Origin of the sequence: Allobosea sp. RAF48, assembly GCF_052114025.1 — a bacterium.
GTDB lineage: Bacteria > Pseudomonadota > Alphaproteobacteria > Rhizobiales > Beijerinckiaceae > Allobosea.
Genome location: NZ_JBFRDZ010000012.1, coordinates 72,913 through 95,943, shown reverse-complemented (window position 1 = coordinate 95,943; position 23,031 = coordinate 72,913). Strand labels below are relative to the sequence as shown.

Below are 23,031 nucleotides of genomic sequence, written 5' to 3'. Positions count from 1 at the left end.
CCGCTGAGCCCGTTGGCGTCAGTTACTGGCCGACGCCCTTCCAATTGTCCGGGCTGATGGAGAAGGGGAAATATTTGCGGCTGTACTTCTCGAGCGAGCCATTCTCGATCAACGTCTTCAGCGCGCCGTCGATCCGGTTCTTCAGCTCGTCCTGGCCCTTGCTGATGCCGATACCGACGCCGATGCCGAAGAATTCGCGCTCGTCGATGGCGGGCGAGACGAACTCGAACTTGGCACCCTGATCGGTGGAGAGAAAGTCGAGATAGGCCTTCATCGGATTGGTGATGGCGATGTCGACGCGGCCGTTGCGCAGGTCGAGCAGCATGGCCTGGGCGCCGTCATAGAGCTGGATGGTGGCGCCCGGCAGCTTGGCTTCGATCCATTTCGCGTAGGTCGAGGCGCGTTCGACGCCGACCGTAAGCCCCTTGAAGGCGGCCGGGTTTGGCTTTCCGGCCTCGTCGAAGAGCTTGAGGTTCTTGCCCTTGGGACCGAGGAAACGGCCGATGGAGACGCGGTAGGGGATGGAGAAATCCATCTTCTGCAGGCGTTCGTCGGTGATCGACATCGACGCGACGATGATGTCGAACTTGTTGGCGAGCAGAGCCGGGACCATGCCGTCCCATTGCTGGCAGACATACTGCAGATCGACTTTGATCAGCTCGGCGACGCCTTTGGCGACGTCGACGTCATAGCCGGCCATCTGGCCGCCGGGCGTGCGGTAGTTGAACGGCGCGTAGGTGCATTCCATGCCGACCCGAAGCGTCTCCGCCTGGGCCGTCACTGCGTTGAGCGTGCCGAGGGCCATGAACGCCGCCGACAGAAGCCAGTTTTTGATCGCCATGCCGCTTCCCCTTCTCGGAATTGTCTTTTCATCTCGATCGTCAGACGGGTTGCGTCTCCTGCGCGCCCTCATCTAGCCGGCGCAGTTTCGACCGATCGAAGAGGGGATGTTATCCCCCTGAGGGAGGATGGTGCGGGGCCGGCGAGGCTGCGTAGGTTTCGGGCAAAGCGATCCGTTGCCTGGGGAGGCCGATCTTGAAATTCGTGCGCATGCCGATTGAAATCGAAGCACCGGAACAGCTCGGTTACGAGACGATCCGGCGCAATCTCTCGGAAAGCTCAGTCGCGGACCGGCGGTTGGGCGATCTCAACGTCAACCTCAACGACGTGCTTCTCTGCTATGGCGACCACAAGGGCAGCATCGACCTGCGCGACACGGTGGCCGGCCTTGGCACGGACCTCGGGGCCGAGGATGTGCTGATTACGGCTGGCGCTTCGGCGGCGCTCTTCATCGTCGCGACATCGCTGCTCGACGCCGATCAGCACCTCGTCGTGGTGCGCCCCAACTACGCCACCAATATCGAGACGCCACGGGCGATCGGCTGCGACATCAGCTTCATCGATCTCGATTTCGAAGCCGGCTTCCGCCTCGATCTCGATAAGATCGAAGCCGCCATTCGGCCGAATACCCGATATGTTTCCGTCACCTACCCGCATAATCCGAGCGGCGTGATGATCAGCGAGGCGGAGCTTCGCGCGCTGGTCGCCCTGGTCGAGCGCAAGGGCTGCCTGCTGCTCTTCGACGAGACCTATCGCGAGATGACCTTCGGACCCGTTCTGCCCGTGGCGGCGTCGCTGAGCCCGCGCGTGATCAGCGTCTCGTCACTGTCGAAGACCTACGGCATTCCCGGCATCCGCATCGGCTGGCTGATCTGCAAGGACCCCGTCCTTATGCAGACCTTCCTGGCTGCGAAGGAGCAGATCGGCATCTCCGGCAGCATGATCGACGAATATGTCGGCTATGTCGCCCTCACCCAGCGCCAGGATTGGCTCGGACCGAACAGCCGCCTGATCCGGCAAGGATTCGAGATCGTCCGCGACTGGATCGCGCGCGACGAATTCATGGAATGGGTCGAGCCCGAGGGCGGTTGCGTCTGCCTGCCGCGCATCAGGCCCGATGTGAAGATCGACCTGCCGGCCTTCTACCAGCGGCTCTACAGCGTTCATGGCACCTATGTCGGCGCGGGGCACTGGTTCGAGATGCCCGACAATTATTTCCGCATCGGCTTCGGCTGGCCGACGCTGCCCCAGCTTTCGGAAGGGCTGGACGGGATTTCGGCCTCGATCCGCGAAACCTTGCGGTAAGCCGGCGGCGCTGAGCGCCGCCCCCCCCCCCGGAGGGCTCCGATCAACCAGACTCCGCTTGGCTCGGAGCCTGGCCACTGCCGACCAACGCGGTTTCCCTCTGCTTCTGCAGGGACATCAGGAACAGCGAGAACAGCTCCTGCTGCGTCGAAAGCCCGAGCTTGGCATAGAGGTTCTGGCGGTGCGTTTTCACCGTCGTGACGGAAATGCCGAGGTTGCGGCTGATCGACTCGCTCGAATGCCCCTTCAGAATCATATGCGCGACATTGCATTCGCGCGGGCTGAGCTGGCCCTTGCCGAAATCACCGAGCAAGGCGTCGAAGGAGGTCCAGCGCGCCTCGGATTTGCTGTCCTTGCCGCAATGCTGCCAGATGCGCCGGTAGATCGCGCTGACCAGTGGCTCGATAGCGCACAGCGTGTCGCAATCGGTGTCGGAGAAGCCGCCGAGGCTGACGCGCCTATAGAAGCTGATCTCGGCGAGCTCGTTCTTCGGCAGCTCGATGGCGATGACCACCTCCTCCATGCCGGCCGGCCAGCCATAGGTACGATAGCCCAGCTCTTCGTCGGCCTGCTGCTGGACCTTGAACTGCCGATAGTGATCGGAGCTGAAATAAGCGTCGGGAGCGAGATCGCGCAGGCGATAGACACCGGCTTTCAGGCCGCCGAGATAGGCGTTGTAGACGGGATTCAGGAGGTAGGTACCCTCGATGTAGAGCTCCAGCGCCCGCTTGCCCGTCCGGTCCGGGAAGGTGTCGGCGACATAAACCGGCGCCGCGTCGCGCCGATAGACCACCGACATCGCGAATTTGAACGGCACGACGTGGTTGATGGCGTCGAGCAGGAGATAAGGGGCGTCGGAACGGTCGCAGCGATCGATCGCCTTCGCAGCGCTCGCGTTGAACGCCACGACCCTTTCCGCCAGATGATTCAACGCGACATACCCCCGTTCCGGTGCGCCGCCCGCCGCTTCAGGCTAGCATGCGGGCATCCGCCCCAACAATCTCGGCGATGGCGGCGAGCGTCCGCTCGATCTCCTCGGCCGTGTTGTAATGAGCGATGCCGAGCCGCACCACGCCCTCATCCTCGTCGAGCCCGAGCAGGCGGGCCGGCTCAAGCGCGAAATTATGGCCCGACCAGGCATAGATCTCGCGCTCGGCCAGGGCCTTGGCGAACACATGGGTCGAGATCGTGTCGTGGGTGAAGGAAATCGTCGGCACGCGATGGGCGAATGCCGCGGGGTCCGATATGCCCATGATGGTGATGCCGGGCAGCCCCCGGAGCCCGCTGATCAGGCGATGCATCAGCCGATTCTCATAGGCCTCGAAGCTGCGATAGCCCCCGAGGAGCTTGTCACGGCGTGAGCCGCCGTGGCCGGTGATGTCTCCGAGCCAGGCGAGATAGTCGACCGTCGCGGCCAAGCCCGCCAGCAACTCCGTCTGCGGCGTGCCGGTCTCGAAGCGTTCCGGCAGGGCGTCGCTGGCGCAGCGCACCTTGTAGGGTTCGAGCTGCGCCAGAAGCGGCTCGCGCCCCCAGACCATGCCGAGATGCGGGCCGAAGAACTTGTAGGACGAGCAGGCGAGCATGTCGCAGCCGAGCGTTGCGACGTCGGGCAAGCGGTGTGGGACGAGCTGCACGGCATCGACATAGACGAGCGCTCCGGCCTTCCGCGCCATGGCACTCAGGGCCGCGACATCGTTGACCGATCCGGTCATGTTGCTGGCGAAGTTGAGCGCGAGCAGGCGCGTGCTGCTGCTCAGCAGCGGGGCGAGGTCCGCCGGCTCGATGCGCCAGGTCTTGCGGTTGAACGGCAGCCACTTCACGGTCAGGCCGAGGTCGCGCGCGAGCAACAGCCAGGGCGAGACATTGCCCTCATGCTCCATGCGGGTGAGGATAATCTCGTCACCCGGGGCGAACAGGCGGCCGATCGAGCGCGACAGATGCAGGGTTAGCGTCGTCATGTTCTGGCCGATGACGATTTCGCGTTCGCTGGCGGCGCCGAGCAGATCGGCGACAGCGCGGTGAGCCGCCAGCCAGATCGCGTCAGCCCGCTTCGAGCCGGCGAAGGAGCCACCGAGATTGCTGCTCGCTTCCGCCATCGCCCCGGCGACGGCATCGATGACGGGCTGCGGCACCAGCGTTCCGGCCGGGTTGTCGAGATAGATCGGCGGGCGGGATGTCTGCGACAGCGCCGGAAAGCGTGCACGCACGGTCTCGACGGGGAATGTCTGGGGCAGCGCTTGGGTGTTCATTCGATCGCCTCGGACGAGATCTGGAAACCGCATCGGCCTTCGCCATGCTCCTTCCAGCTAGTCCGATCGCGAGGCGGCTGACCATCATCCCCGGGGGGGAGGTCCATGGTGAAGCACCCCGAGCCGCCTTCGGGCCAGATCCGGAGTGCTGGCAGGATCGTCATGACTGCGGACGGCAGCATCGCATGCGCGGCCAGGCCGAGGCGTCGACGATATCGAGCGCCAGCAGGAGCTGGTTGACCGCTCGGTTCCGCCCCGGAAGGATCATCCAGGCGAAGGTCCGAAACTCGTCCAGAACGGCAGGAGGACCCAGATGACCAGCGCGTTGCGGCTTTGGGGTGCGGCGTTGGCGCGGTCCGGTATCGCGTGTTTGCTGCCGACACGAGAATCGGCTTCCTAGAAGCTTCCTTTTTCTTAGAATGTGTAAAATATTGATTTAATTGATATTTTTCCTCGCCCTGCTATTTTGGCCGGGTTACGAGGATATGATGGTTCCCAATCCGCTTCCGTTTCAGCGTCCCACCCCGGCGACGCCGCTTCAGCTCTTCTCGGATAACCTGGCCCTGTCCGCCGGGGCATTCCCGGTGACCTCGGGCGAGCGCATCATCGGGCCGATGCGGCGCGGCCTCAAGATCGCGGTGATGCTCGACGGCCGCCAGTCCCTCGAACTCGACGATCGGCCGCCGCTGACGATCGAGGGCCCGGCCTTGCTGATCGCGGCCAATAGCGGCGAGCACCTCCAGCAGCGCACGGGCATCACCGGCGGCTCGCTGCGCTGCGCGCTGATGCAGCTTGAGCTTAATTTCGTCGAGCAGGAATTTTCGGTGCCGATGAAGCGCCTGTTCGCCCTGGCCGGCTGCGTCGATGCCGGCATCTGGGTGCGCCCGGCCGGAACGGTGCTGCGCGCCCTCGCCCAACAGATGGCCGATTGCCCGGTCGCGGAACCGCTGCGGCCACTCTATCTCGGCGGCAAGGCGCTGGAGCTGGCGGCGCATGCGCTCGACGAGTTGCTCGGCCCGCCGGCCCAGCGCACGCGGCGCCTGCCCGGCCGGACGCGCGAGCAGGTGCATCTGGCGCGCGATCTGCTGCTGGCCGCGATGCGCGAACCGCCGAGCCTCGCCGAGCTGGCGCGCGCCAGCGGCCTCAATCCGACGAAGCTGACCGCCGCCTTCCGCAGCGAATTCGGCGCCAGCGTCTTCGGTTACCTGCAGGAGCAGCGGCTGCAGCATGCGCATGCGTTGATCGCGAGCGGAGAGGCGAGCGTCGCCGAAGCGGCCTTCCGGGTCGGCTATACGCCGGCGCATTTTTCCGGGCTGTTTCGCCGCCGCTTCGGCTTGCAACCGAGCGCATTGCGATAGTCGTGCAATGCCGGAATTCACCCGGCTCTTTGCATTCGAGCCATTCGAAACTGCCCCGAAAGAAATACTGCCGCGAGCGAAAGTCGAACGCATTGCGAGCACGTGCCGGTTCTTGAAAGAAACGCGGTCGGTGGGCCGCGATCCGGCGGCGGGCAAGGATTTGATCATGACAGGAGTTCCGGTCCGGGCGCGTGCAGCGCTGATGTTCGGCGTCGCCGCCGCTGCGATGACGATCGCGGACGGCGCCAGCGCGCAGCAGCAGCAGGGCGGCACGGTCAGCCTCGATACCATCGAGGTGCAGGGCGAGCGCGCCTCCGGCCCGGTCGACGGCTATATCGCGCGGCGCAGCGACACGGCGACGAAGACCGACACCCCTCTGATCGAGACTCCGCAGGCCGTCAGCATCGTCACCCGCGACCAGATGGACGACCAGGCCGCGACCACCGTCAGCCAGGCCCTGCGCTATACGCCCGGTGTTCTCGGCGAAACCCGGCTCTCCTCCGGCGGCCGCTATGACAGCGTCTTCATCCGCGGCTTCGGCGGCGCCGGCACCGGGGCAGGCTTCGTCAATTATCTCGACGGGCTGCGCTATCAGCGCGGCGTCAACTTCCTGGTGCCGAGCTACGAGCCCTGGGGCCTCGAGCGCATCGAGGTGCTGCGCGGCCCGTCTTCGGTCATTTTCGGGCAGGTAAAGCCCGGCGGCCTCGTCAACCTCGTCTCGAAGCGCCCACTCGACGTGCCCCATGGCGAGATCCAGTTCCGATATGGCACCGATCAGCGTGCAGAGATGGCCTTCGATGTCGGCGGCCCCATCGACGCGGCCAAGACCTGGCTCTATCGCGTCGTCGGCCTGGGTCGTGCCGCGGACACCCAGGTCGACTACACCCGGGACGAGCGCATCTTCATCGCTCCCTCCGTGACCTACCGCCCGAACGGCGCCACCAGTTTTACCCTGCTCACCTCGTTCCAGCGCGACCCCGAAACCGGCTTCTACGGCTTCATCCCGGCGATCGGCACGGTGTTGCCGAGCAAGGCCGGCCGCATCCGCAGCGAGTTCTTCCCCGGCGAGCCGAATTTCGAAGGCTACAGCCGCAACCAGCTCAATATCGGTTACACCTTCGAGCACCGCTTCAACGACGTCTTCAGCTTCCGCCAGAACGTTCGCTATTCCGATCTCGAATCACGTTTCCGGACAGTGGCGGTCGGCGGCATCGCAGCGGACCAGAAGACGTTGACGCGCCGCGTCACCATGTCGAACGAGAAGGCGCGCACCGCGGGCGTCGACAACCAGCTCCAGGCCGACTTCCGCACCGGCCCGCTGACGCACACGCTGCTGCTCGGGGCTGACGGCTACTGGACGGATGGCAATGCCTGGACAGGCGCCGGCGGCACGGTCCAGAACCTCGACTTCACCAACCCGGTCTATGGCCGCACGCCCTTCGCCCTGCCGGCACTCGCCGGCACCGACCAGACGACGCAGCAATACGGCCTCTACATCCAGGACCAGATCAAGCTCGACCGGCTGTCGCTTCTGGTCGGCGGCCGCTTCGATCGCGCCATGGCGCGCACCCGCGCGCTGAGCACCGGCGTCCTGACGAAGCAGGATGACGATGCCCGCACCGGCCGCATCGCCCTGATGTACAATTTCGACAATGGCCTTGCGCCCTATGTCAGCTACTCGACCTCCTTCGAGCCGCAGGCGGGCACGACCTTCGCCGGTGCGCCCTTCAGGCCGACGGAAGGGGAGCAGTATGAAGCCGGCCTCAAATACGAGCCGCCGGGCAGCAACATCCTGTTGCAGGGCTCGGTCTACCAGCTCACACAGAGCAACGTGCTGACGACCGACACCGCCCATGTCGGCTTCTCTGTCCAGACCGGCGAGGTGCGTGCCCGGGGCGTCGAGCTCGAAGCCCGCGCCCGCCTGTTCGAGGATCTCGACCTCGTCGCCGCCTATACCTACACCGATGCCGAGGTGACGAAGAGCAGCGGCGTCGATCTCGGCAAGCGGCCTCCGGTGGTGCCGCGCAACATGGCCGCGCTCTGGGCTCATTACACCTTCAGGACGGGCCTCTTCGCCGGCCTCGGCCTGGGAGCGGGCGTGCGCTATGTCGGCGGCGGAGCCGGCGATCCCGGCAACACCTTCTGGACCGACGCCTACACGCTGGTCGATGCCGCGATCAGCTACGAGTTCGGGATCGCGAACCCCGCGCTCAAGGGCTGGAAGCTGCAGGTGAACGCGCAGAACCTCTTCGACAAGGAATATATCTCCGGCTGCTACGCCGCCGTGCAGTGCTCCTTCGGCCTGCGCCGGACCGTGCTGGCGACGCTGTCCTACAAATGGTGAGGGTCTCGCGTGCCTTTGGACGATAATCGGGTTGCCCGGGCGGAACTCGCGCCATTCGCACTGGCGCAGACCGGAACCTTCGACCTGACCGCGCGGGACGGCTCCCCCTATCGCATCCTCGTCGCCTGGCCGGATGCGCCACCGCCGGCCGCGGGCTATCCCACAATCGTGCTGGTCGACGGGCAGGCTCTGTTCGCCACGGCTGTCACAGCGGCGCGGTTGCAGGCCATCCGCACCGACGTGACCGGTATCGAGCCGGCCGTGATCGTCGGTATAGGCTATCCGGGCGAGGCTCCCTTCGATGCCGAGCGCCGGCAGCGCGATCTGCTGCCGGTCGAAGGCGGCGCCGACCGCTTCCTGGCGACCATCGTCGATGAGATCCTGCCGGCAGTGGCCGAACACATTGCGGCCCTCGATCCGAACCGCCGCACGCTCGTCGGCCATTCCTATGGCGGCCTGTTCGCGCTTCATACGCTGTTCACGCGCCCCGGCCTGTTCGGCGCCCACGTCGCCGGCAGCCCGTCGATCTGGTGGAACGAACGGGCGATCCTGCTGGCGGAAGAGCGCTTTCGCTCCGGCACAGGCTTCGCCGGCCGGCTGATGATCGCGGTCGGCGGGGCGGAGCAGGACGAAACTGGCAACGACGATCCGCGCCGGCGCGAGCGGCGGGCCATGGCGCGCATGCGCGACAACGCCGCGGAAATGGCCGCGCGCCTCTCCGCCTCGGGCCGGGTGGAGAGCTCGTTCGTCGAATGGCCCGGCGAGAACCATGTCTCGGTGATCCCGGCCATGCTCTCACGGGCCGTCGGCTTCGCACTCGCCGCACCAGGCTCCTCCGGACGGAGGGCGGCATGAGCTTCGCGCTTTCCCGCCGCTCGCTGATGCTCGGCGCCATTGCTGCGTCGGCGCTGATCCACGCCGCCCGCGCGCAGGCCGTCACCGCGTCCGACGTGCTTGGCCGCACCATCACGCTCAAGGCACCGGCCAAGCGCATCGTCCTTGGGCAGGGCCGGCAGATCAATGCGCTGGGCCTGATCCATCCGGACCCGGTCAGCATCCTCGCGGGTTGGGGCAGCGACTATCGCCGCCAGAGCCCGGACACCTTCGCACGCTATCAGGCACGCTTTCCCGCCATCGAAGCCCTGCCGCTGGTCGGCGACGGCGCGACGCAGGGCGGTTTCTCCTTCGAGCAGGCGATCGCGCTGGCGCCCGACCTGATGGTGCTGAGCCGCTCGCTCGCCGGCACCCGGCGCGGACCGGGCGATCTGGTCGAGCGCTTCGAGGCCGCCGGCATTCCCGTCGCAGTGATCGACTTCTTCCTCGATCCGCTCAAGGACACCGTGCCGAGTCTCAGATTGCTCGGCACGCTGATCGGGCAGGAGAAGCGCAGCGAACAGCTGATCTCCTTCTATCAAGGGCGGCTGCGCATGATCGCAGAGCGCATCAAAGGTGCGCCGGTTCCCGACGTCTTCATCCACGCCCATGCCGGCGGCATCGAATGCTGCATGTCGCCGGGCCGCGGCACGCTCGACGATTTCATCACCGCCGCAGGCGGCCGCAATATCGCGACCGCGCTCGTGCCCGGCGCGACCGGGCAGATCAGCCTCGAACAGCTCCTCGTCTCCGATCCGCAGTTTTACGTGGCGACGGGCGGGACGCATCTGGCGAAGCAGGGCGGGCTGGTGCTCGGCCTCGGCGTCGACCCTGCCACAGCGCAGGAGAGCTTCCGGCGCCTGCTCGCGAGCCCCGGCATCGCGACGCTCAAGGCGGTGTCCGAACGCCGCGCCTACGGGCTCTGGCATCTGTTCAACGACACCCCGCTGCATGTCGTCGCAATCGAGCGATTGGCCAAATGGCTGCACCCCGCCCGCTTTGCCGACATCGACCCGGCCGCGACGATGGCCGAGGCCGCCGCCTTCTCGGCGATCCCGCTCGACGGCACGCTCTGGATCGAGCCTTGAGCCATCCAGCCGCCGCCCCCTCATTCCGCACCTGATGGAGACCGCGATGCTCGCAACCCGCGCCCGGATCGCCCTGGCCGATCCTCTTGCGGTCCTGACGCCGCTCTGCGCCCATCTGGTCGAACACGACGCGATCGTCGAAGCCGGCCCCGAGACGATGCGCATCACGTTGGAAGGTGCCACGGCCACGCTGAAGCCGCATGCCGACGAGCTGGAGGTCATGGTCGAGGCGCCCGGCCTCGCAGCGTTGCGCGCCCTGCGCTCCGCCATCGCCAGCCACGTCATCGCGTTCGCGCAGAACCAGGCCCGACCGGAAATCCGCTGGAGCGGCGACACCACAGGTCCCTCGCTCGCGCCCGATTTCCGAATCCTCGCGGTGACGGCGGTCGAAACGCTGACGCCGCATATGCGCCGCATCCATTTTGCCGGCGAAGCGCTTGATCGCTTCGATTCGCTCGGAGCGTTGCATGTCCGGCTGTTCATCCCGCCGGCCGGGCTCGCCGAGCCGGTCTGGCCGATGCTGGGCGAAGACGGTCTGCCCATCGCCCTGCCGTCGGAGCAGCGCCCTGCGATCCGCAAATACACGATCCGCGCCATCGACCCCGCGGCCGGCACGCTCGCAATCGATTTCGTGCTCCATGACGATGCAGGGCCGGGCTCGACCTTCGCGGCAAAAGCCAGACCGGGCGACCGCATCGGCATGGCCGGCCCCGGTGGACGCGGACTGCGCGAGGCACAGCGCCATATCTTTCTCGCAGACGAGACCGGCCTGCCGGCCGTGGGCCGAATGCTCGCCGCCCTCCCCGCCGATGCCACTGGCCTCGCCATTGTCGAAGTCGCTGGTGCCGCGGAGGAACAGGCCCTGGCCAGGCCCGCCGGCATGGCCCTGCGTTGGTTGCACCGCGGGGCCCAGACTGACTCGCGTCTCGCCGAGGCTTTCGAGGAACTGTCCTGGCCCGTCGACGGCCCCGACGTCTATCTCTGGGCGGCGGCGGAGCACGCGACCTTCCTGCGCCTCCGCGCCGGCGCCCGCACGCGGTTGCGGCCCGACCGGGACCGGCATCTCGTCGTCAGCTACTGGCGCGCCGGCATGGCCGAGGAGCAGCACGCTGCGGAAAAGCGAACGGCGGCCGATTCCGGGAAAGTGACAGCCCCTTCTTAAGTAATCGACCGGCGGATGGAGGTTTTCTGGCTTCGAAGCTCAAGAAAGCACCTGATCGCGCTACCGAAATCCAAGGCGATGCGAGGCGCTCCCGACCTGCGGAAGCGGTCCAACCCGCTGCTCGCTCTCGGCGTAGCCTGTGCCCGAGATCGCGCAGCCTCCGGCGCGGGCAGGGGGTGGTCACGGCCCTACTGCCCTACAATATCGGCGTGGTCGCGGTCCTCGCCATGGCCTGGGGGGGGGTCGGGGCCGGTCGGCGTCGCATTCTGGCCAGTGTTGGCTCACGCCGGGCTAGCGATCTGGTGCATCGCCGGCCTGCTGATGCGTCCCTGGTTCTGTGAGCGGAGTTCGTTCGAATGTCTTGTGCTGGACCGAGAACGGGTCCGCCGATACTCTGCTCGTAACGTCAGCACAGGCAACGAGTTTCCCCAGCGGGGCGCCCCACAGAATGCGGGGATTGCAATCGAGTTGATGTCAGAAATGGGACAGATCGCGAGCAGGCGACGGTGGTGGATCGTTCTGACAGGTGTGCTCGTCGGCTACCTGCTGCTTGCCTATCTGATACTGCCCCTCCTTTGGCGTCACCATGAACATGAGCCGGGCCTCGCCTCCTTGCCCATGGTGACACGCACCGCAAGCGGTATCCCAGGCGACGCGCTTAATGTCGGGTTCGTCGGCAGCAAGGATGATGCCCTCCGCGCCATGCATGCGGCAGGCTGGTATCCGGCAGACCCGATTACGTTGCGGACGAGCATCGAGATTGTCGGCAGCGTGGTACTCGACCGGCCCTATCATGAGGCGCCTGTCAGTCCGCTGTACTACGATGGAAGAAAAGAACAGCTCGCGTTCGAAAAACCCGAGGGTACGAGTGCGGACCGCCGACACCACGTGCGCTTCTGGATGGTCCTTGAGAAGGGGAATGGCGGGCGGCCGGTCTGGCTCGGCTCAGTCACTTTCGACCGGGGCGTCGGCTTCAGCCATGACACCGGTCAGGTGACGCACCACATTGCACCCGACATCGACGCCGAGCGCGATATGCTGATGCGTGACCTCGGCAAGGCCGGCATGGTCCAGGACTTCTTCCAGATTTCCGGAGTGGGCCCAACCTTGTTCGGCCGGAATGGGGAAGGCGACCCCTACTATACCGATGGGGAGATCCACATCGCCACTCTGGTGATCGATGGCATTAGGCGAGTCGAGCCGCCTGTGACGATTCCCGCGCCCCCGCTCATAACGCTCAAGGATCAGATCTGGCACGGCGTCAGCGATGCAATCGCAGATTGAGCTCGGCCTTCGGGTCGAGAGCCGATCTCAGTTCGTGGATGCGCGCGCGGATCAAGCTTTTCAGGTGGTCTTGTTCAGATCAGCCTGATCGAGACGTCTATGTTTCCGCGTGTGGCCTTGGAGTACGGGCAAATCTGATGCGCCTCATCGACCAAGGACTGAGCGACCTGCCGGTCCACGCCGGGGATGCCGACATTGAGGCGTGCGGTCAGAGAATAGCCGTCCTCGTTCGAAAAATTCAGGTCGACCTCGGCGTCGAGCGTGACGTCACCCTCGATCTTGATGCGCTTTTTCTGGGCGACGATTGCGATCGCGCTTTCGAAGCAGGCCGACCACCCGGCCGCGAATAATTGCTCGGGATTCGTGCCCGTCCCGGGTGTGCCTGGCGTGGAAAGCCTGACGTCGAGGTGTCCGTCGGAGCTTCGCGCGACGCCGGCCTCGCGCCCGCCGCTGGTGTGGGTCCGGGCGGTGTAAAGGACCTTGGAATTGTTCATGATGCACTCCTCGTTTGGGGTTGGAATGAGCCATGCGCGGCCTGTCGTCAGGCACTTTCGATCCTGCTTCTGCGATATCCATGATCGCGTCGGCGAAGGCTTCCCGAGGCGTTCATGCGAGAACTCTTCGCTCGGCGCATTGCGATGATGCCGGTGCCCGATTGAACGGTGAGGGAAGCGGGCCGGGCTCTAAAGATCCGCACCTCGCCGGCCGCCCTGCTCGGGCCTAATGAGCGACGGCTTCGGCAGTCGCAACCGACAGAGCGGCGAGGATCTCCCTCGTCGTCACGATGGCGCTGGCGTAGTTGGGCATGTTGATCTCCAGCGCGGCGTGCATCATCTCGTCGGAGTAGTCGGCGACAGCGTCTTTGACGACCGTCACGTCGTAGCCAAGTTCGGCGGCGAAGCGGACTGTCGCCTCGATGCAGGTGTGGGCGACCAGCCCGATCACGATGAGCCGGTGAATACCGTGCCTCTTCAGTTCCAGATCGAGGTCAGTGTTGGCAAAGCCGCTGGAACACCAATGCTCGGATGCGACAACCTCGCCCGACGCCGGAAGGAACTCGGCTTTGAACTCGCCGCCCCAGGTGCCGTATTCGAAGCTTTTGCGCTGCCAGGCGAGACGTTGGACGGGGGCGATATATTTCCAGTTCTCGTAGTCGCCGGGACGATAACGGTGGTGCATGGCGAAGAACACCCGAAGCTTCGCTTCGCGCGCGGCCTTCAGGATCTGCTCCATATGCGGTACACAGTTGTTCGCCTCGGCCACAGCCTTGATACGTGGCCAGATCTTGCCGCCTTCGGAAATGAAGTCGTTGTATGGATCCACCACCAGGAGACCGGTGATGTTCGGGTCGTAGGATAGATCCGTCATGGCACTCTCCCCTCGCGGCGGCGGCCGCCCTGGATCATCAGTCGTTCTCGAGCGCGGCGCGTTCGATGCTGGCTGCGAACAAAGGCGTCTCGCCCTTGTTGTGCGCGATGGACATCGGCTGGCGCTGCATGCGGAAGATGTCGAAGGGGATCCCTTGCCGGTCCAGGAAGGCCAGCATTTCGGCGGTCGCGAACGACTGCACGCGATTGGTGAATTCGCACCGCTCCTTGTCGATCGCCTTGACGCTCAACTCCCAGGTCACATGGATGCTGGTTCGGCCGGTAGGCGTAAAGACGTCGGACTCGGAGTCGAGGATGAGATGGTCCTTGTCGCCACGGGTTTCGACGTAGTGCTGGACCATCAGGCTGCCACCGATCGTCTCGACATTGATCGACATGCGCCTGCCATCCGGCGCCGTCGTGAAACCAGCGGCGATGTGAGCCGGCGAGCATCCCTGATAGTCCTTCTCCGGAAGTGAGAAGCACCATGTCGGAAGGTCGATTTTCTCGATCGGCGCATTGATGATTGCTGAGAAGCTGGAATCGACGATCTGGTTGTCGCTCATGGTCTTTCTCCTTCGCGAGATGGGCGCGCATGCGTAGGAATGGCGGCGCGGATCGAACGCGCGGCTGCAGCCGTCAATTTGATTTGCGAAGCGGCCTGAAAGCGGTCCGCAGGTCGGCGGTCAGCAGCATTGGTTGCTCCCAGGCTGCAAAGTGACCACCCTTGTTGGGTCGGTTGTAGAAAATGAGGTTGGCATAGGCTTTTTCCGCCCAGCTTTTCGGCGCCTGGTAGATCTCGTCCGGAAAGGCACTGACCCCGACTGGAATCTTGATGCCACGCGGATCGAAGAAGCCGCCGCTGGGAAAATGCGCGTTATCCCAATAGAGGCGCGCCGACGAGATCGCGGTGTTCGTCAGCCAGTAGAGCGTGATGTTGTCGAGCACATCTTCGGGGGTCAGTCCCTCTTTTTGGCCATCGAAGGAACGAGCGATCATCTGGTAGCTGCGGATGTCGTGGTCGAGCATCCAGGCGGCGAGGCCGATCGGCGAATCCACGATGCCGTAGAGTGTCTGCGGCCGGTTGTTCATCTCGATCGCATAACCCAACCCGTTCTTGTTGAAATCGTCGAGCTGGTCCCAGGCCCGCTTCTCGTCAGGCGACAGCTCGGCCGGCGCCGGTCCTCCTGCGGCAAGAGCCTTGGAGATCTCGGCTGGCACGGTGGCCGCCATGTTGGTGTGGATGCCTACCAGTCCCGGCGGTTCCTGCACCGCCATCAGTTCAGTGATGGCATTGCCCCAATCGCCACCCTGGGCGACATATTTCGTGTAGCCGAGGCGCTGCATCAGCACGGCCCAGGCCTTGGCGATGCGAGGTGGATTCCAGCCCGGCTCCCGCGGTTTGCCAGAAAATCCATAGCCCGGCAGCGAGGGAATCACGACATGGAACGCATCGGAGGCGCTGCCGCCGTGGGCCGTCGGATTGGTCAGGGGCTCGATGATCTTGAGCTGCTCGATGATCGAGCCCGGCCACCCATGCGTGATGATGATCGGAAGCGCATTATCGTGCCTCGACCGGACATGGATGAAGTGGATGTCGAGACCGTCTATCTCGGTGATGAACTGCGGCAGAGCGTTGAGCCGAGCCTCCACCCGGCGCCAGTCGTAGTCATGCGCCCAATAGGCGGCGAGCTTGCGGGCGGTTGCCAGCTGCACGCCCTGCGTGTCGCCGGCAACCGTCTCCCGATCGGGCCAGCGCGTCGCAGCAACGCGCCGACGCAGGTCGGCAAGCTGCGCCTCCTCAAACTTCACGTGAAATGGACGAATAGCGTCGCGTGCCGGCGCTGCGGAGAGCGGCGACGGCAGCAGGCCCGCCGAGCCGACGGCGGCAATTCCCATCGCGGCCCCCAGAACCATGCGGCGGTCCTGATCGATCTTGCCGATTGAATCCTCAGACATGGCCCGCTCCTCGGTTGGGAAATGCCACCTGCACCCTGGTGCTGCCTGGACACTGCAGGAGAAGGCCGCGCCTGGCTCGTTATGGCTTGTGAGGAACTATTAGGTCTTCGGAGTGGGGGCCAATCTTCCGCCGCGCGGCGACTAACGAAGAGCACTTGCCATCCGGCCGTATCCGGCTCCTAGTTTCTCCGGCCAAAATTTGGCCGGGCGATCGCCCAAACCACGCCAAAGCAAGCGCCGACGCGAAAGATGACGCCATGGCAAGCGCGGTGAGCGGAGACAGCGCGGGATTTCTCTTCGGTCCGTTCAGGCTGTCCGTCAGCGAAAGGTTGCTCACCAAAGACGGCGTGCCCGTCAGAATGGGCGGGCGCCCTCTGGACCTGCTGATTGCGCTCGTGGCCCGGCCCAACGAGATCATCAGCAAGAAGGACCTGATGGCTGAGGTCTGGCCTGATGCGCGTGTCGAGGAAGGCAGCCTGCGGTTTCACATGACGGGCCTACGCAGGGTGCTCGGAGACGGCCAGCACGGGGCACGCTACATCACCACCGTTCCGGGCCGAGGTTACTGCTTCGTCGCTCCTGTTACAGGCAGGCCCGTTGACCGTAACGGCGTGAAGGCCCGCCCACTCCATTTCTCACACGCCAACCTGCCGCCGCGTCTCGGGCGGATGATCGGCCGGGATACCGATGTTCTTGAACTGACCGAGCAACTGGCGCAGTGCCGTTTCGTCACCATCGTCGGCCCCGGCGGCGTCGGCAAAACCACTGTCGCGATTGCCACGGCCCATCGGGTGGCGGAGAGCTTCGCAGAACATGTGCTGTTCGTAGACTTTGGCGTCATCAGCGATCCCAGATTGGCTGCGACGTCTGTAGCGTCCCTGCTGGGCCTGCCGGTGCAGGCCGAGGACCCGACGCAGGACCTCATCCGATTTCTGAAAGACAAGCGTCTCCTGCTGGTCCTCGATACGTGCGAACATCTCGTCGAGGCGATAGCCGCGATGGTGGCGGCCATTCTGGAGGCCGCGCCGCAGCTGCAAATTCTCGCAACAAGCCGAGAGGCTCTGCGCGTCGGGGGCGAGCGCGTCTACAGGCTGGACGCGTTGGCCTGTCCGCCCGAGGCGCCAAGGCTTGCGGTGAGCGATATGCAGCAGTTTCCAGCGACGCAACTTTTCCTCGAGCGCGCAGCGGCAAGCGGCGCGCGCCTCGACGTGGGAGATTTGGAGGTCGCAATCGTCTGTCACATCTGCCGCAAGCTCGATGGTGTCGCGCTTGCCATCGAGCTTGCAGCCAGACGTGTCGAGACGTACGGGCTCGAGCAGACGGCGGCCCTGCTGGAGCAGCGGCTGACGCTCCTCTGGCACGGGCTGCGCACCGCCCCGCCGCGCCAGCAGACGCTGCAGGCGACGCTCGACTGGAGTTATGGCCTCCTCTCCGACCTGGAGCGCGCAGTGCTGCGCCGGCTCGCGGTCTTCGTTGGGCATTTCACGCTTGATGCGGCGTTGGAAGTGGTGACGAACGATACGCTCGACACGGCCGCAGTCTTTGCGGCGATCGACAGCCTCGTCGAAAAATCGATGGTCGCCACGCGTCCCCTTGGCGCGATGATGCGTTACCGTCTGCTCGATACGACACGCTCTTATGCGATTAATCTCACCACGGACAAAGCAGAGCGGACGGAGTTGGCCGCTCGCCACGCCTCGTATTACCGGAGGTGGCTGGAGCAGAACGGAAGCGAGTGGTCGTCGCTATCGACGGGGGTGGAGCGGGCACCGCATTACGCCGCCCTCAACAATGTGCACGCGGCACTGGAATGGTGCTTCACCGATAACGGGGATGCGCAAGTCGGGATTGGACTTGCCGCCGCCGCAGCTCCGGTTTTCCGCGCCATGGGCCTGCTGCCCGAATGCCATCGTTGGACCGAACGGGCGCTGCGGGCCCTCGACGAGACAAACCGGGGCAGCGGCGAGGAAATGCAGCTGCAGGCCTCATTCGGCGTGTCCCTGATGTTCACGCGTGGACACAATGAGGCAACACTTGCGGCGCTGGAGAGAAGCTTCGAGATCGCCGAAACGCGCGGGGACCACCTCAACGCGGTGCGCCTGCTGGGGCCACTGTTCATCTATCATCTGCGAAGCGGGGAGTATGGAAACTGCATGCGATGCGCCGAGCGCTGTTCGGATATCGCGGGCACGCTGGATGATGCCGTCGCGACCTCACTTGCCCATACTCTGCTCGGCCTCACCTTCAGCGTCACGGGTCGGCTTGCCGATGCGCGCTCGGAGCTAAAATCCGCTCTCGAACCTCAAAACCCGGCAACCAGCCGGCAAATTCATTTCGGCTTCGATTACTATAGCTGGGCCGAAATCGGCTGGGTGACTACGCTCTGGATGCAAGGCTATCCCGCACAGACGCGTAAAGCCGTGGAACAAGCCTTCAGGGAAGCAGAAGCGATCCGTCACCCGATTGCATTCGGGATCGTGCTGAATGCCGTCGCTGCACTCTTGTGGCTCGGCGATCTCGATCTTGCGGAGGAACATCTGAACTCGTTTATTTCCCGCGCAGAAACGCACGCGTTTGAGCCGTATCTTCACATGGGCAATGCGTTCAAGGCCGAACTCGTGATCCGGCGTGGCGATGTCGAAGCGGGCGTGGCGATGCTGCGAAAGCACATCGAGAAGCTTCATGAGGCGCGCTTCGAACTCTTCACGACACGCTTCCAGATCGTCCTCGCCTCGGGGCTCAAGGTAGCCGGTCGCCATGCTGACGCTTGGAGGCTTGTGGAGGAAACGGAACGGATGATCGAAGTGAAGGGCTACAAATCCTACCTTCCCGAACTTCTGCGCCTGAAAGGCGGCATTCTCGCCGCGGCTCCCGAATTGAGCCACACGGAGGCGGAGGCTTACTTCGCGCGGTCCCTGGAACTATCCCGGACCCAGGGAACGAGAGCGTGGGAGGTCCGAGCCGCGACCGACCTTGCATCCCTCTGGGACCGGCAGGGTCGCGCGGCTGAAGCCCATGCGCTCCTGCGACCAGTTGTCGAGCAGTTCACGGACGGCGGCGATACTCCAGACCTGACCGCGGCTGCCAAAGTGCTCGAAAGGTTGGGGTAGCGGGCTCGTTCAGGTCTTCACGAACTCCGGATCTGATCCGGCCCCGGCCGTCGCATACGCTGCCCCGCTCCTGGCGAGAGGTCCGGCTTGTTCATCGGTGGATGGGTCGGCCTATCCCTCCGCCAGAAGCCGGATCCCCACCGCGCCTGTGATCCGGATGGGACGATGGCCCGGCCCGCAACGGTCGGCTTGGCACGAGCAAGGGGATTCCGACGAGCGGAGATTTGACGCAGCAACTGCGTTCGCCACGCCGTCATTCGTGCGGATGATCTGGCGGAGGATCTCCCCACTCCCGATATCTAATTCAGATGCCGGTGCTCGGCCTGTCTGTTCCAAGAACCTGACATGGCGAGACGATGTGCCTTGGCACGATGAGCGCGTCGGCGCAGCGAGAATGGGAACGAACCCAACTCCGAAAGGGGAGTAGCCATGAAGCAGCTGATCATCCGCAACCCGGACGAATGCGTCGCCGCGGTAAAACGCGTCCAGGCTCTGAGCGGCGCCACAGCGGGAAGCGAGCAGGAGCGAGAGCTTGAAGCGCTCTCCCATGCGATCAAGGTCTATGAGGATTCGATCGCGATGATGCGCGGCGTCGGGCGGAAGGCCTCCGAACAGCCGGAAGAGGGCGTCTCCGATATCGCCGGGCAGGAATGATAGCCGGAGCTCCCGAAATCCGCCGGCGGGTCGACGACGGGTCAACCGCCGTTCATATGCGCGCCTCGGGCAGGGACCGGCCCTAGCCGACCTTGATCGGCACGGCACGGCCCTGCCGTCCTCGGCGACTTTGCAGAGCTTGTCTTCTCTTGTCGGCGTTGCGCCATACCGCTTCGCTGTCGTCAACGGCAAGACGATCCCGAGCGAGCCGGGCACGCGCAAGATCATCGAAGTGGTCGAATGATCTCCCCACAGCAAAAGGCGCAATCCCGCTTCGTCTGGGCCAGGCTGACGACTTGCGGCTTGATGCGGTCACACGCTTTCTTGGCACCGCCGCCCGAGACATTCTGCCAGCGATACCCTGAGGACGGGTCGCTTGGGGCAAACAAAACAAAAGAAGGGGGCCGGGATAGGAAGGCCGGCTCCCTTCAGGTGGCGCGGTGCTAGGCTTGTACGCCGCGCAACCGAATAACGCGAATGGGGCGGCGGAAGTTCCCTTTGGGTAACGCTGATGCTCTGGCGACCCACACTTTTCCGGCCATCTCTTCGGCAAGTTGTGCTGCGTTCGATTTCCCTCGGAACCGATCAGTCTTCGAGGGCGAAAGCGCGACCGTTCGATTCAGAAGCAATCCCGGGGCACCGAAGCGGGACCCGGCTTTCGTCGTCCCATCGCGTCCTTGTTCCGGGCCCGGCCTGGCGAGACCGCCATCGGCGATTGACAATGCAAACGGCTATATTTCAAACTTAAAATATTAGACCCAGGGGAACGGGCATATGCGGGTGATCATCGTTGGTGGCGGCATCGGCGGGTTGACGCTGGCGCTGATGCTTCATGCGCGCGGGATCGCAGCAACGGTCTACGAGCAGGCCAGCGAGATCCGGGAGGTCGGCGTCGGGATCAACACGCTGCCGCATGCCATTCGCGAGCTGGCCGATCTCGGCCTGCTGCCGACGCTGGACGAGGCCGGCATCCGCACGCGCGAACTGATCTACATGAACCGCTTCGGGCAGGCGGTCTGGCGCGAGCCGCGCGGCCTGCACGCAGGCGCGCCGGTGCCGCAGTTCTCGATCCATCGCGGGCGGCTCCAGCGCGTCATCCGTGACGCCGTTGCGGAGCGGCTGGGCGAGGACGCGATCCGCACCGGCCGCCGACTGGTCGGCTTCCTGCAGGACGAGGGCGGCGTCACCGCCCATTTCAGCGATGCCCGCTTCGGCGAGGCAGGCGAGACGGCGCGCGGCGACATCCTGATCGGCGCGGACGGCATCCACTCGGCCGTGCGGGCCTTCTATTTCCGGAACCAGGGGCCGCCGCGCTGGCAGGGCGTCCAGATGTGGCGCGGCGCCTGCGAGTGGCCGACCTTCCTCGATGGCGAGAGCATGATCATCGCCGGCGGTATGGCCGGCAAGCTGGTGCTCTACCCGATCGGCAAGGGAGCGACCGCGAAGACGCGGCTGACCAACTGGGTCGTCAATATCCGCAATGGCGATCCCGAGCGACCGCCGCCGAAGGAGGCGTGGTCGAAGCCCGGTCGCCTCGAGGACGTGCTGCCCTTCGCGCGCCGCTTCAGCGTGCCGGGCATGGATATTCTCGGGCTGATCCGCGCGACCTCGACCTTCTGGGAATATCCGATGTGCGACCGCGATCCGCTGCCGCGCTGGACCCATGGCCGCGTCACGCTGCTCGGCGATGCCGCGCATCCGATGTATCCGGTCGGCTCCAACGGCGCCTCGCAGGCGATCCTCGATGCGCGCTGCCTCGCCGACTGTCTGGTGAAAGCCGAGCATCCGCGCCAGGCGCTGGCTGCCTATGAAGCGCAGCGTCTGCCCGCGACGGCCGAGGTTGTGGCGATGAACCGCGTCGGCGGGCCGGAACGTGTCATCGACGCGATAGAGGCGTTGGCGCCGAACGGCTTCGACGATGTCGAGCGCGTGCTCGGCTATGCCAAGCGCGAGCAGATCGTGAAATCCTATGCCGGCAAAGCGGGCTTCTCGGCCGAGCAGCTTGCGGCGCGCAAAGGGTAGAGCCGGTACCGCGCCGTCATTCCGGGGCGCCGCAAGACGGCGAACTCGGAATCCATGAACATGCGGTCCCCGTCATGGTCGGGCTTGCCCCGACCATCCACGTCGTCCTTCGTGCCATGCGGTGTTCAGGACGTGGATGCTCGCCACAAGGGCGAGCATGACTGCGAGGCTTCCCAAGAAGCCATTGTGGCGCCCTGCTCTCAAGCGCCGTCGGGCGGGGGCGGCAGGAAGTCGACCTCGTGCCCGGCCGAGAGCGCGACGACGTCGGCCGGCTTCTGCTCGGCCATGGAATGAATGCCCCAGAACAGGTCGTAGAGCCGGCCCGTCGGCGAAACCCAGAAGAGGCACTTCACCGTCGCATCGCTCTTGTTGAACAGGCCATGCGGCACGTTGCGCGGCAGGCGGATCAGGTCGCCGGCCGTCGCGAAACTCTCCTGCCCGTCGAGGACGAGATCGAGCCGGCCTTCCAGCATGTAGATGAACTCGTCCTGCGTCGTGTGGATGTGCGGCGGCACGAAGGTGCCCGGCGGAAGCGTCGCGTGCCAGGAGAAGCTGTCCTCCGTCAGCGTCTTCGGCACATAGGTCTGGCCGAGGATGCTCCAGGAGATTCCGTCGAGGCTCTCATTGGCGCGCGTCACGCCGGCGGTCAGCGGCTTCATGGTCTTGCTCTCCTCATCGGGCCGGCCTGAGGACCGGAAGGCGGTTGGAACAGTCTGCTAGAAATGCAGGAAGCGATCCTTCACAGCGCTGTCGCTGCGCAATTCGGCGCTCGTGCCGCGCCAGACGACGCGGCCCTTCTCCAGCACGATATGGCGATCGGCGATCCTGACGAGCGCATCGACGTTCTTGTCGATGACCAGGATCGATTCTCCCTCCGCCTTCAAGGCCGTCAGGCAGTTCCAGATTTCCTCGCGGATCAGGGGCGCGAGCCCCTCCGTCGCCTCGTCGAGGATGGTCAGCCTGGGATTGGTCATCAGCGCGCGGCCGATCGCCAGCATCTGCTGCTCCCCGCCGGAGAGCTGGTTGCCGCGGTTCTCCCGCCTCTCCCTTAGCCTCGGGAAGAAGGCGTAGATCCGATCGAGATCCCAGCGCTTCTTGCCGGAGCGGTCCGCCGCCGTGGCGATCAGGTTCTCCTCGACCGAGAGCGTCGGGAAGATCTGCCGGCCTTCCGGCACGAGGCCGATGCCGGCCTGGGCGATGCGGAAGGGCTGGGCGCCCGTCAGGTCGCGCCCGCCGAAAGCGATGCGCCCGGCCCGTGCCGGCAGCAGACCCATGATGGCGCGCACCGTGGTGGTCTTGCCCATGCCGTTGCGGCCGAGCAGGGTCACGACCTCGCCTTCGCCCACAGTGAGATCGATCCCGAACAGGATCTGCGCTTCGCCATAGCCGGCATCGAGCCCTTCGACGGTGAGCATC

At 65.0% G+C, this 23,031-nt stretch carries 19 protein-coding genes; 10 read left to right on the top strand and 9 right to left on the bottom strand.

All coding sequences use genetic code 11. The annotated features are described in order from the left end of the window. Positions 1 to 22: 22 nt before the first annotated feature. Positions 23 to 841, bottom strand: a complete 819-nt coding sequence (locus tag AB4Z10_RS20395; RefSeq protein ID WP_441472214.1) for a transporter substrate-binding domain-containing protein — start codon at positions 839 to 841, stop codon at positions 23 to 25. Between the two features lie 203 nt (positions 842 to 1,044). Between AB4Z10_RS20395 and AB4Z10_RS20390 the strand changes: the two genes are divergently transcribed. Further along, positions 1,045 to 2,145, top strand: a complete 1,101-nt coding sequence (locus AB4Z10_RS20390) for a pyridoxal phosphate-dependent aminotransferase (protein WP_441472406.1) — start codon at positions 1,045 to 1,047, stop codon at positions 2,143 to 2,145. A 43-nt stretch (positions 2,146 to 2,188) separates the two neighbouring features. Here the strand turns inward: AB4Z10_RS20390 and AB4Z10_RS20385 are convergent, their stop codons facing one another. Together AB4Z10_RS20385 and AB4Z10_RS20380 are read right to left on the bottom strand one after the other, a co-directional pair. After that, positions 2,189 to 3,052 carry a helix-turn-helix domain-containing protein gene (locus AB4Z10_RS20385; RefSeq protein ID WP_441472213.1) on the bottom strand — a complete coding sequence of 288 codons (864 nt, stop codon included), beginning with the start codon at positions 3,050 to 3,052 and terminating at the stop codon, positions 2,189 to 2,191. Between the two features lie 61 nt (positions 3,053 to 3,113). After that, positions 3,114 to 4,394 carry a cysteine desulfurase-like protein gene (locus AB4Z10_RS20380; RefSeq protein WP_441472212.1) on the bottom strand — a complete coding sequence of 427 codons (1,281 nt, stop codon included), beginning with the start codon at positions 4,392 to 4,394 and terminating at the stop codon, positions 3,114 to 3,116. Between the two features lie 488 nt (positions 4,395 to 4,882). Here AB4Z10_RS20380 and AB4Z10_RS20375 point away from each other — a divergent pair, with 488 nt between their 5' ends. The 6 genes from AB4Z10_RS20375 (at position 4,883) to AB4Z10_RS20350 (ending at position 12,503) form a co-directional block, all read left to right on the top strand. Further along, a complete protein-coding gene (locus tag AB4Z10_RS20375) occupies positions 4,883 to 5,752 on the top strand; it encodes a helix-turn-helix transcriptional regulator (RefSeq protein ID WP_441472211.1) in 870 nt (289 codons plus the stop codon). A gap of 166 nt (positions 5,753 to 5,918) precedes the next feature. Beyond that, complete coding sequence (locus AB4Z10_RS20370) at positions 5,919 to 8,096, top strand: TonB-dependent siderophore receptor (protein WP_441472210.1); 2,178 nt, start codon at positions 5,919 to 5,921, stop codon at positions 8,094 to 8,096. Positions 8,097 to 8,105: 9 nt separating this feature from the next. Beyond that, entirely contained in the window at positions 8,106 to 8,951 is an 846-nt protein-coding gene (locus AB4Z10_RS20365; RefSeq protein WP_441472209.1) for an alpha/beta hydrolase, read from the top strand. Next, on the top strand, positions 8,948 to 10,057 hold the full coding sequence (locus tag AB4Z10_RS20360) for an ABC transporter substrate-binding protein (protein WP_441472208.1): 1,110 nt from the start codon (positions 8,948 to 8,950) through the stop codon (positions 10,055 to 10,057). Before AB4Z10_RS20365 ends, AB4Z10_RS20360 begins: the two co-directional genes overlap by 4 nt. 46 nt (positions 10,058 to 10,103) lie before the next feature. Beyond that, entirely contained in the window at positions 10,104 to 11,219 is a 1,116-nt protein-coding gene (locus tag AB4Z10_RS20355) for a DUF2218 domain-containing protein (protein WP_441472207.1), read from the top strand. Positions 11,220 to 11,699: 480 nt separating this feature from the next. Further along, positions 11,700 to 12,503, top strand: coding sequence for an LssY C-terminal domain-containing protein (locus tag AB4Z10_RS20350; RefSeq protein WP_441472206.1), 804 nt, complete (start codon positions 11,700 to 11,702; stop codon positions 12,501 to 12,503). Between the two features lie 74 nt (positions 12,504 to 12,577). Here the strand turns inward: AB4Z10_RS20350 and AB4Z10_RS20345 are convergent, their stop codons facing one another. The 4 genes from AB4Z10_RS20345 to AB4Z10_RS20330 all read right to left on the bottom strand — a co-directional run bounded on the left by AB4Z10_RS20345 (position 12,578) and on the right by AB4Z10_RS20330 (position 15,787). Beyond that, complete coding sequence (locus AB4Z10_RS20345; protein WP_441472405.1) at positions 12,578 to 13,000, bottom strand: organic hydroperoxide resistance protein; 423 nt, start codon at positions 12,998 to 13,000, stop codon at positions 12,578 to 12,580. 223 nt (positions 13,001 to 13,223) lie between these two features. Further along, positions 13,224 to 13,871, bottom strand: coding sequence for a cysteine hydrolase family protein (locus tag AB4Z10_RS20340; RefSeq protein ID WP_441472205.1), 648 nt, complete (start codon positions 13,869 to 13,871; stop codon positions 13,224 to 13,226). Between the two features lie 37 nt (positions 13,872 to 13,908). Beyond that, positions 13,909 to 14,436 carry a hypothetical protein gene (locus tag AB4Z10_RS20335; protein ID WP_441472204.1) on the bottom strand — a complete coding sequence of 176 codons (528 nt, stop codon included), beginning with the start codon at positions 14,434 to 14,436 and terminating at the stop codon, positions 13,909 to 13,911. A 73-nt stretch (positions 14,437 to 14,509) separates the two neighbouring features. Then, positions 14,510 to 15,787: an epoxide hydrolase family protein gene (locus AB4Z10_RS20330; RefSeq protein ID WP_441472404.1), complete on the bottom strand. Its 1,278-nt coding sequence runs from the start codon at positions 15,785 to 15,787 to the stop codon at positions 14,510 to 14,512. Positions 15,788 to 16,086: 299 nt separating this feature from the next. On the opposite strand from AB4Z10_RS20330, the gene AB4Z10_RS20325 reads away from it, so the two are divergent. From AB4Z10_RS20325 to AB4Z10_RS20315, 3 genes are all read left to right on the top strand, one after another. After that, entirely contained in the window at positions 16,087 to 18,939 is a 2,853-nt protein-coding gene (locus AB4Z10_RS20325) for an ATP-binding protein (RefSeq protein WP_441472203.1), read from the top strand. A gap of 429 nt (positions 18,940 to 19,368) precedes the next feature. Further along, positions 19,369 to 19,593, top strand: a complete 225-nt coding sequence (locus AB4Z10_RS20320; RefSeq protein WP_441472202.1) for a hypothetical protein — start codon at positions 19,369 to 19,371, stop codon at positions 19,591 to 19,593. Positions 19,594 to 20,367: 774 nt separating this feature from the next. Then, complete coding sequence (locus AB4Z10_RS20315) at positions 20,368 to 21,615, top strand: flavin-dependent oxidoreductase (RefSeq protein ID WP_441472201.1); 1,248 nt, start codon at positions 20,368 to 20,370, stop codon at positions 21,613 to 21,615. A 200-nt stretch (positions 21,616 to 21,815) separates the two neighbouring features. Here AB4Z10_RS20315 and AB4Z10_RS20310 read toward each other — a convergent pair whose 3' ends face one another. Both AB4Z10_RS20310 and AB4Z10_RS20305 read right to left on the bottom strand, forming a co-directional pair. Beyond that, on the bottom strand, positions 21,816 to 22,274 hold the full coding sequence (locus tag AB4Z10_RS20310; RefSeq protein ID WP_441472200.1) for a cupin domain-containing protein: 459 nt from the start codon (positions 22,272 to 22,274) through the stop codon (positions 21,816 to 21,818). Positions 22,275 to 22,331: 57 nt separating this feature from the next. Further along, on the bottom strand, positions 22,332 to 23,030 hold the full coding sequence (locus AB4Z10_RS20305) for an ABC transporter ATP-binding protein (protein WP_441472199.1): 699 nt from the start codon (positions 23,028 to 23,030) through the stop codon (positions 22,332 to 22,334). Between the last annotated feature and the right edge of the window lies 1 nt (position 23,031).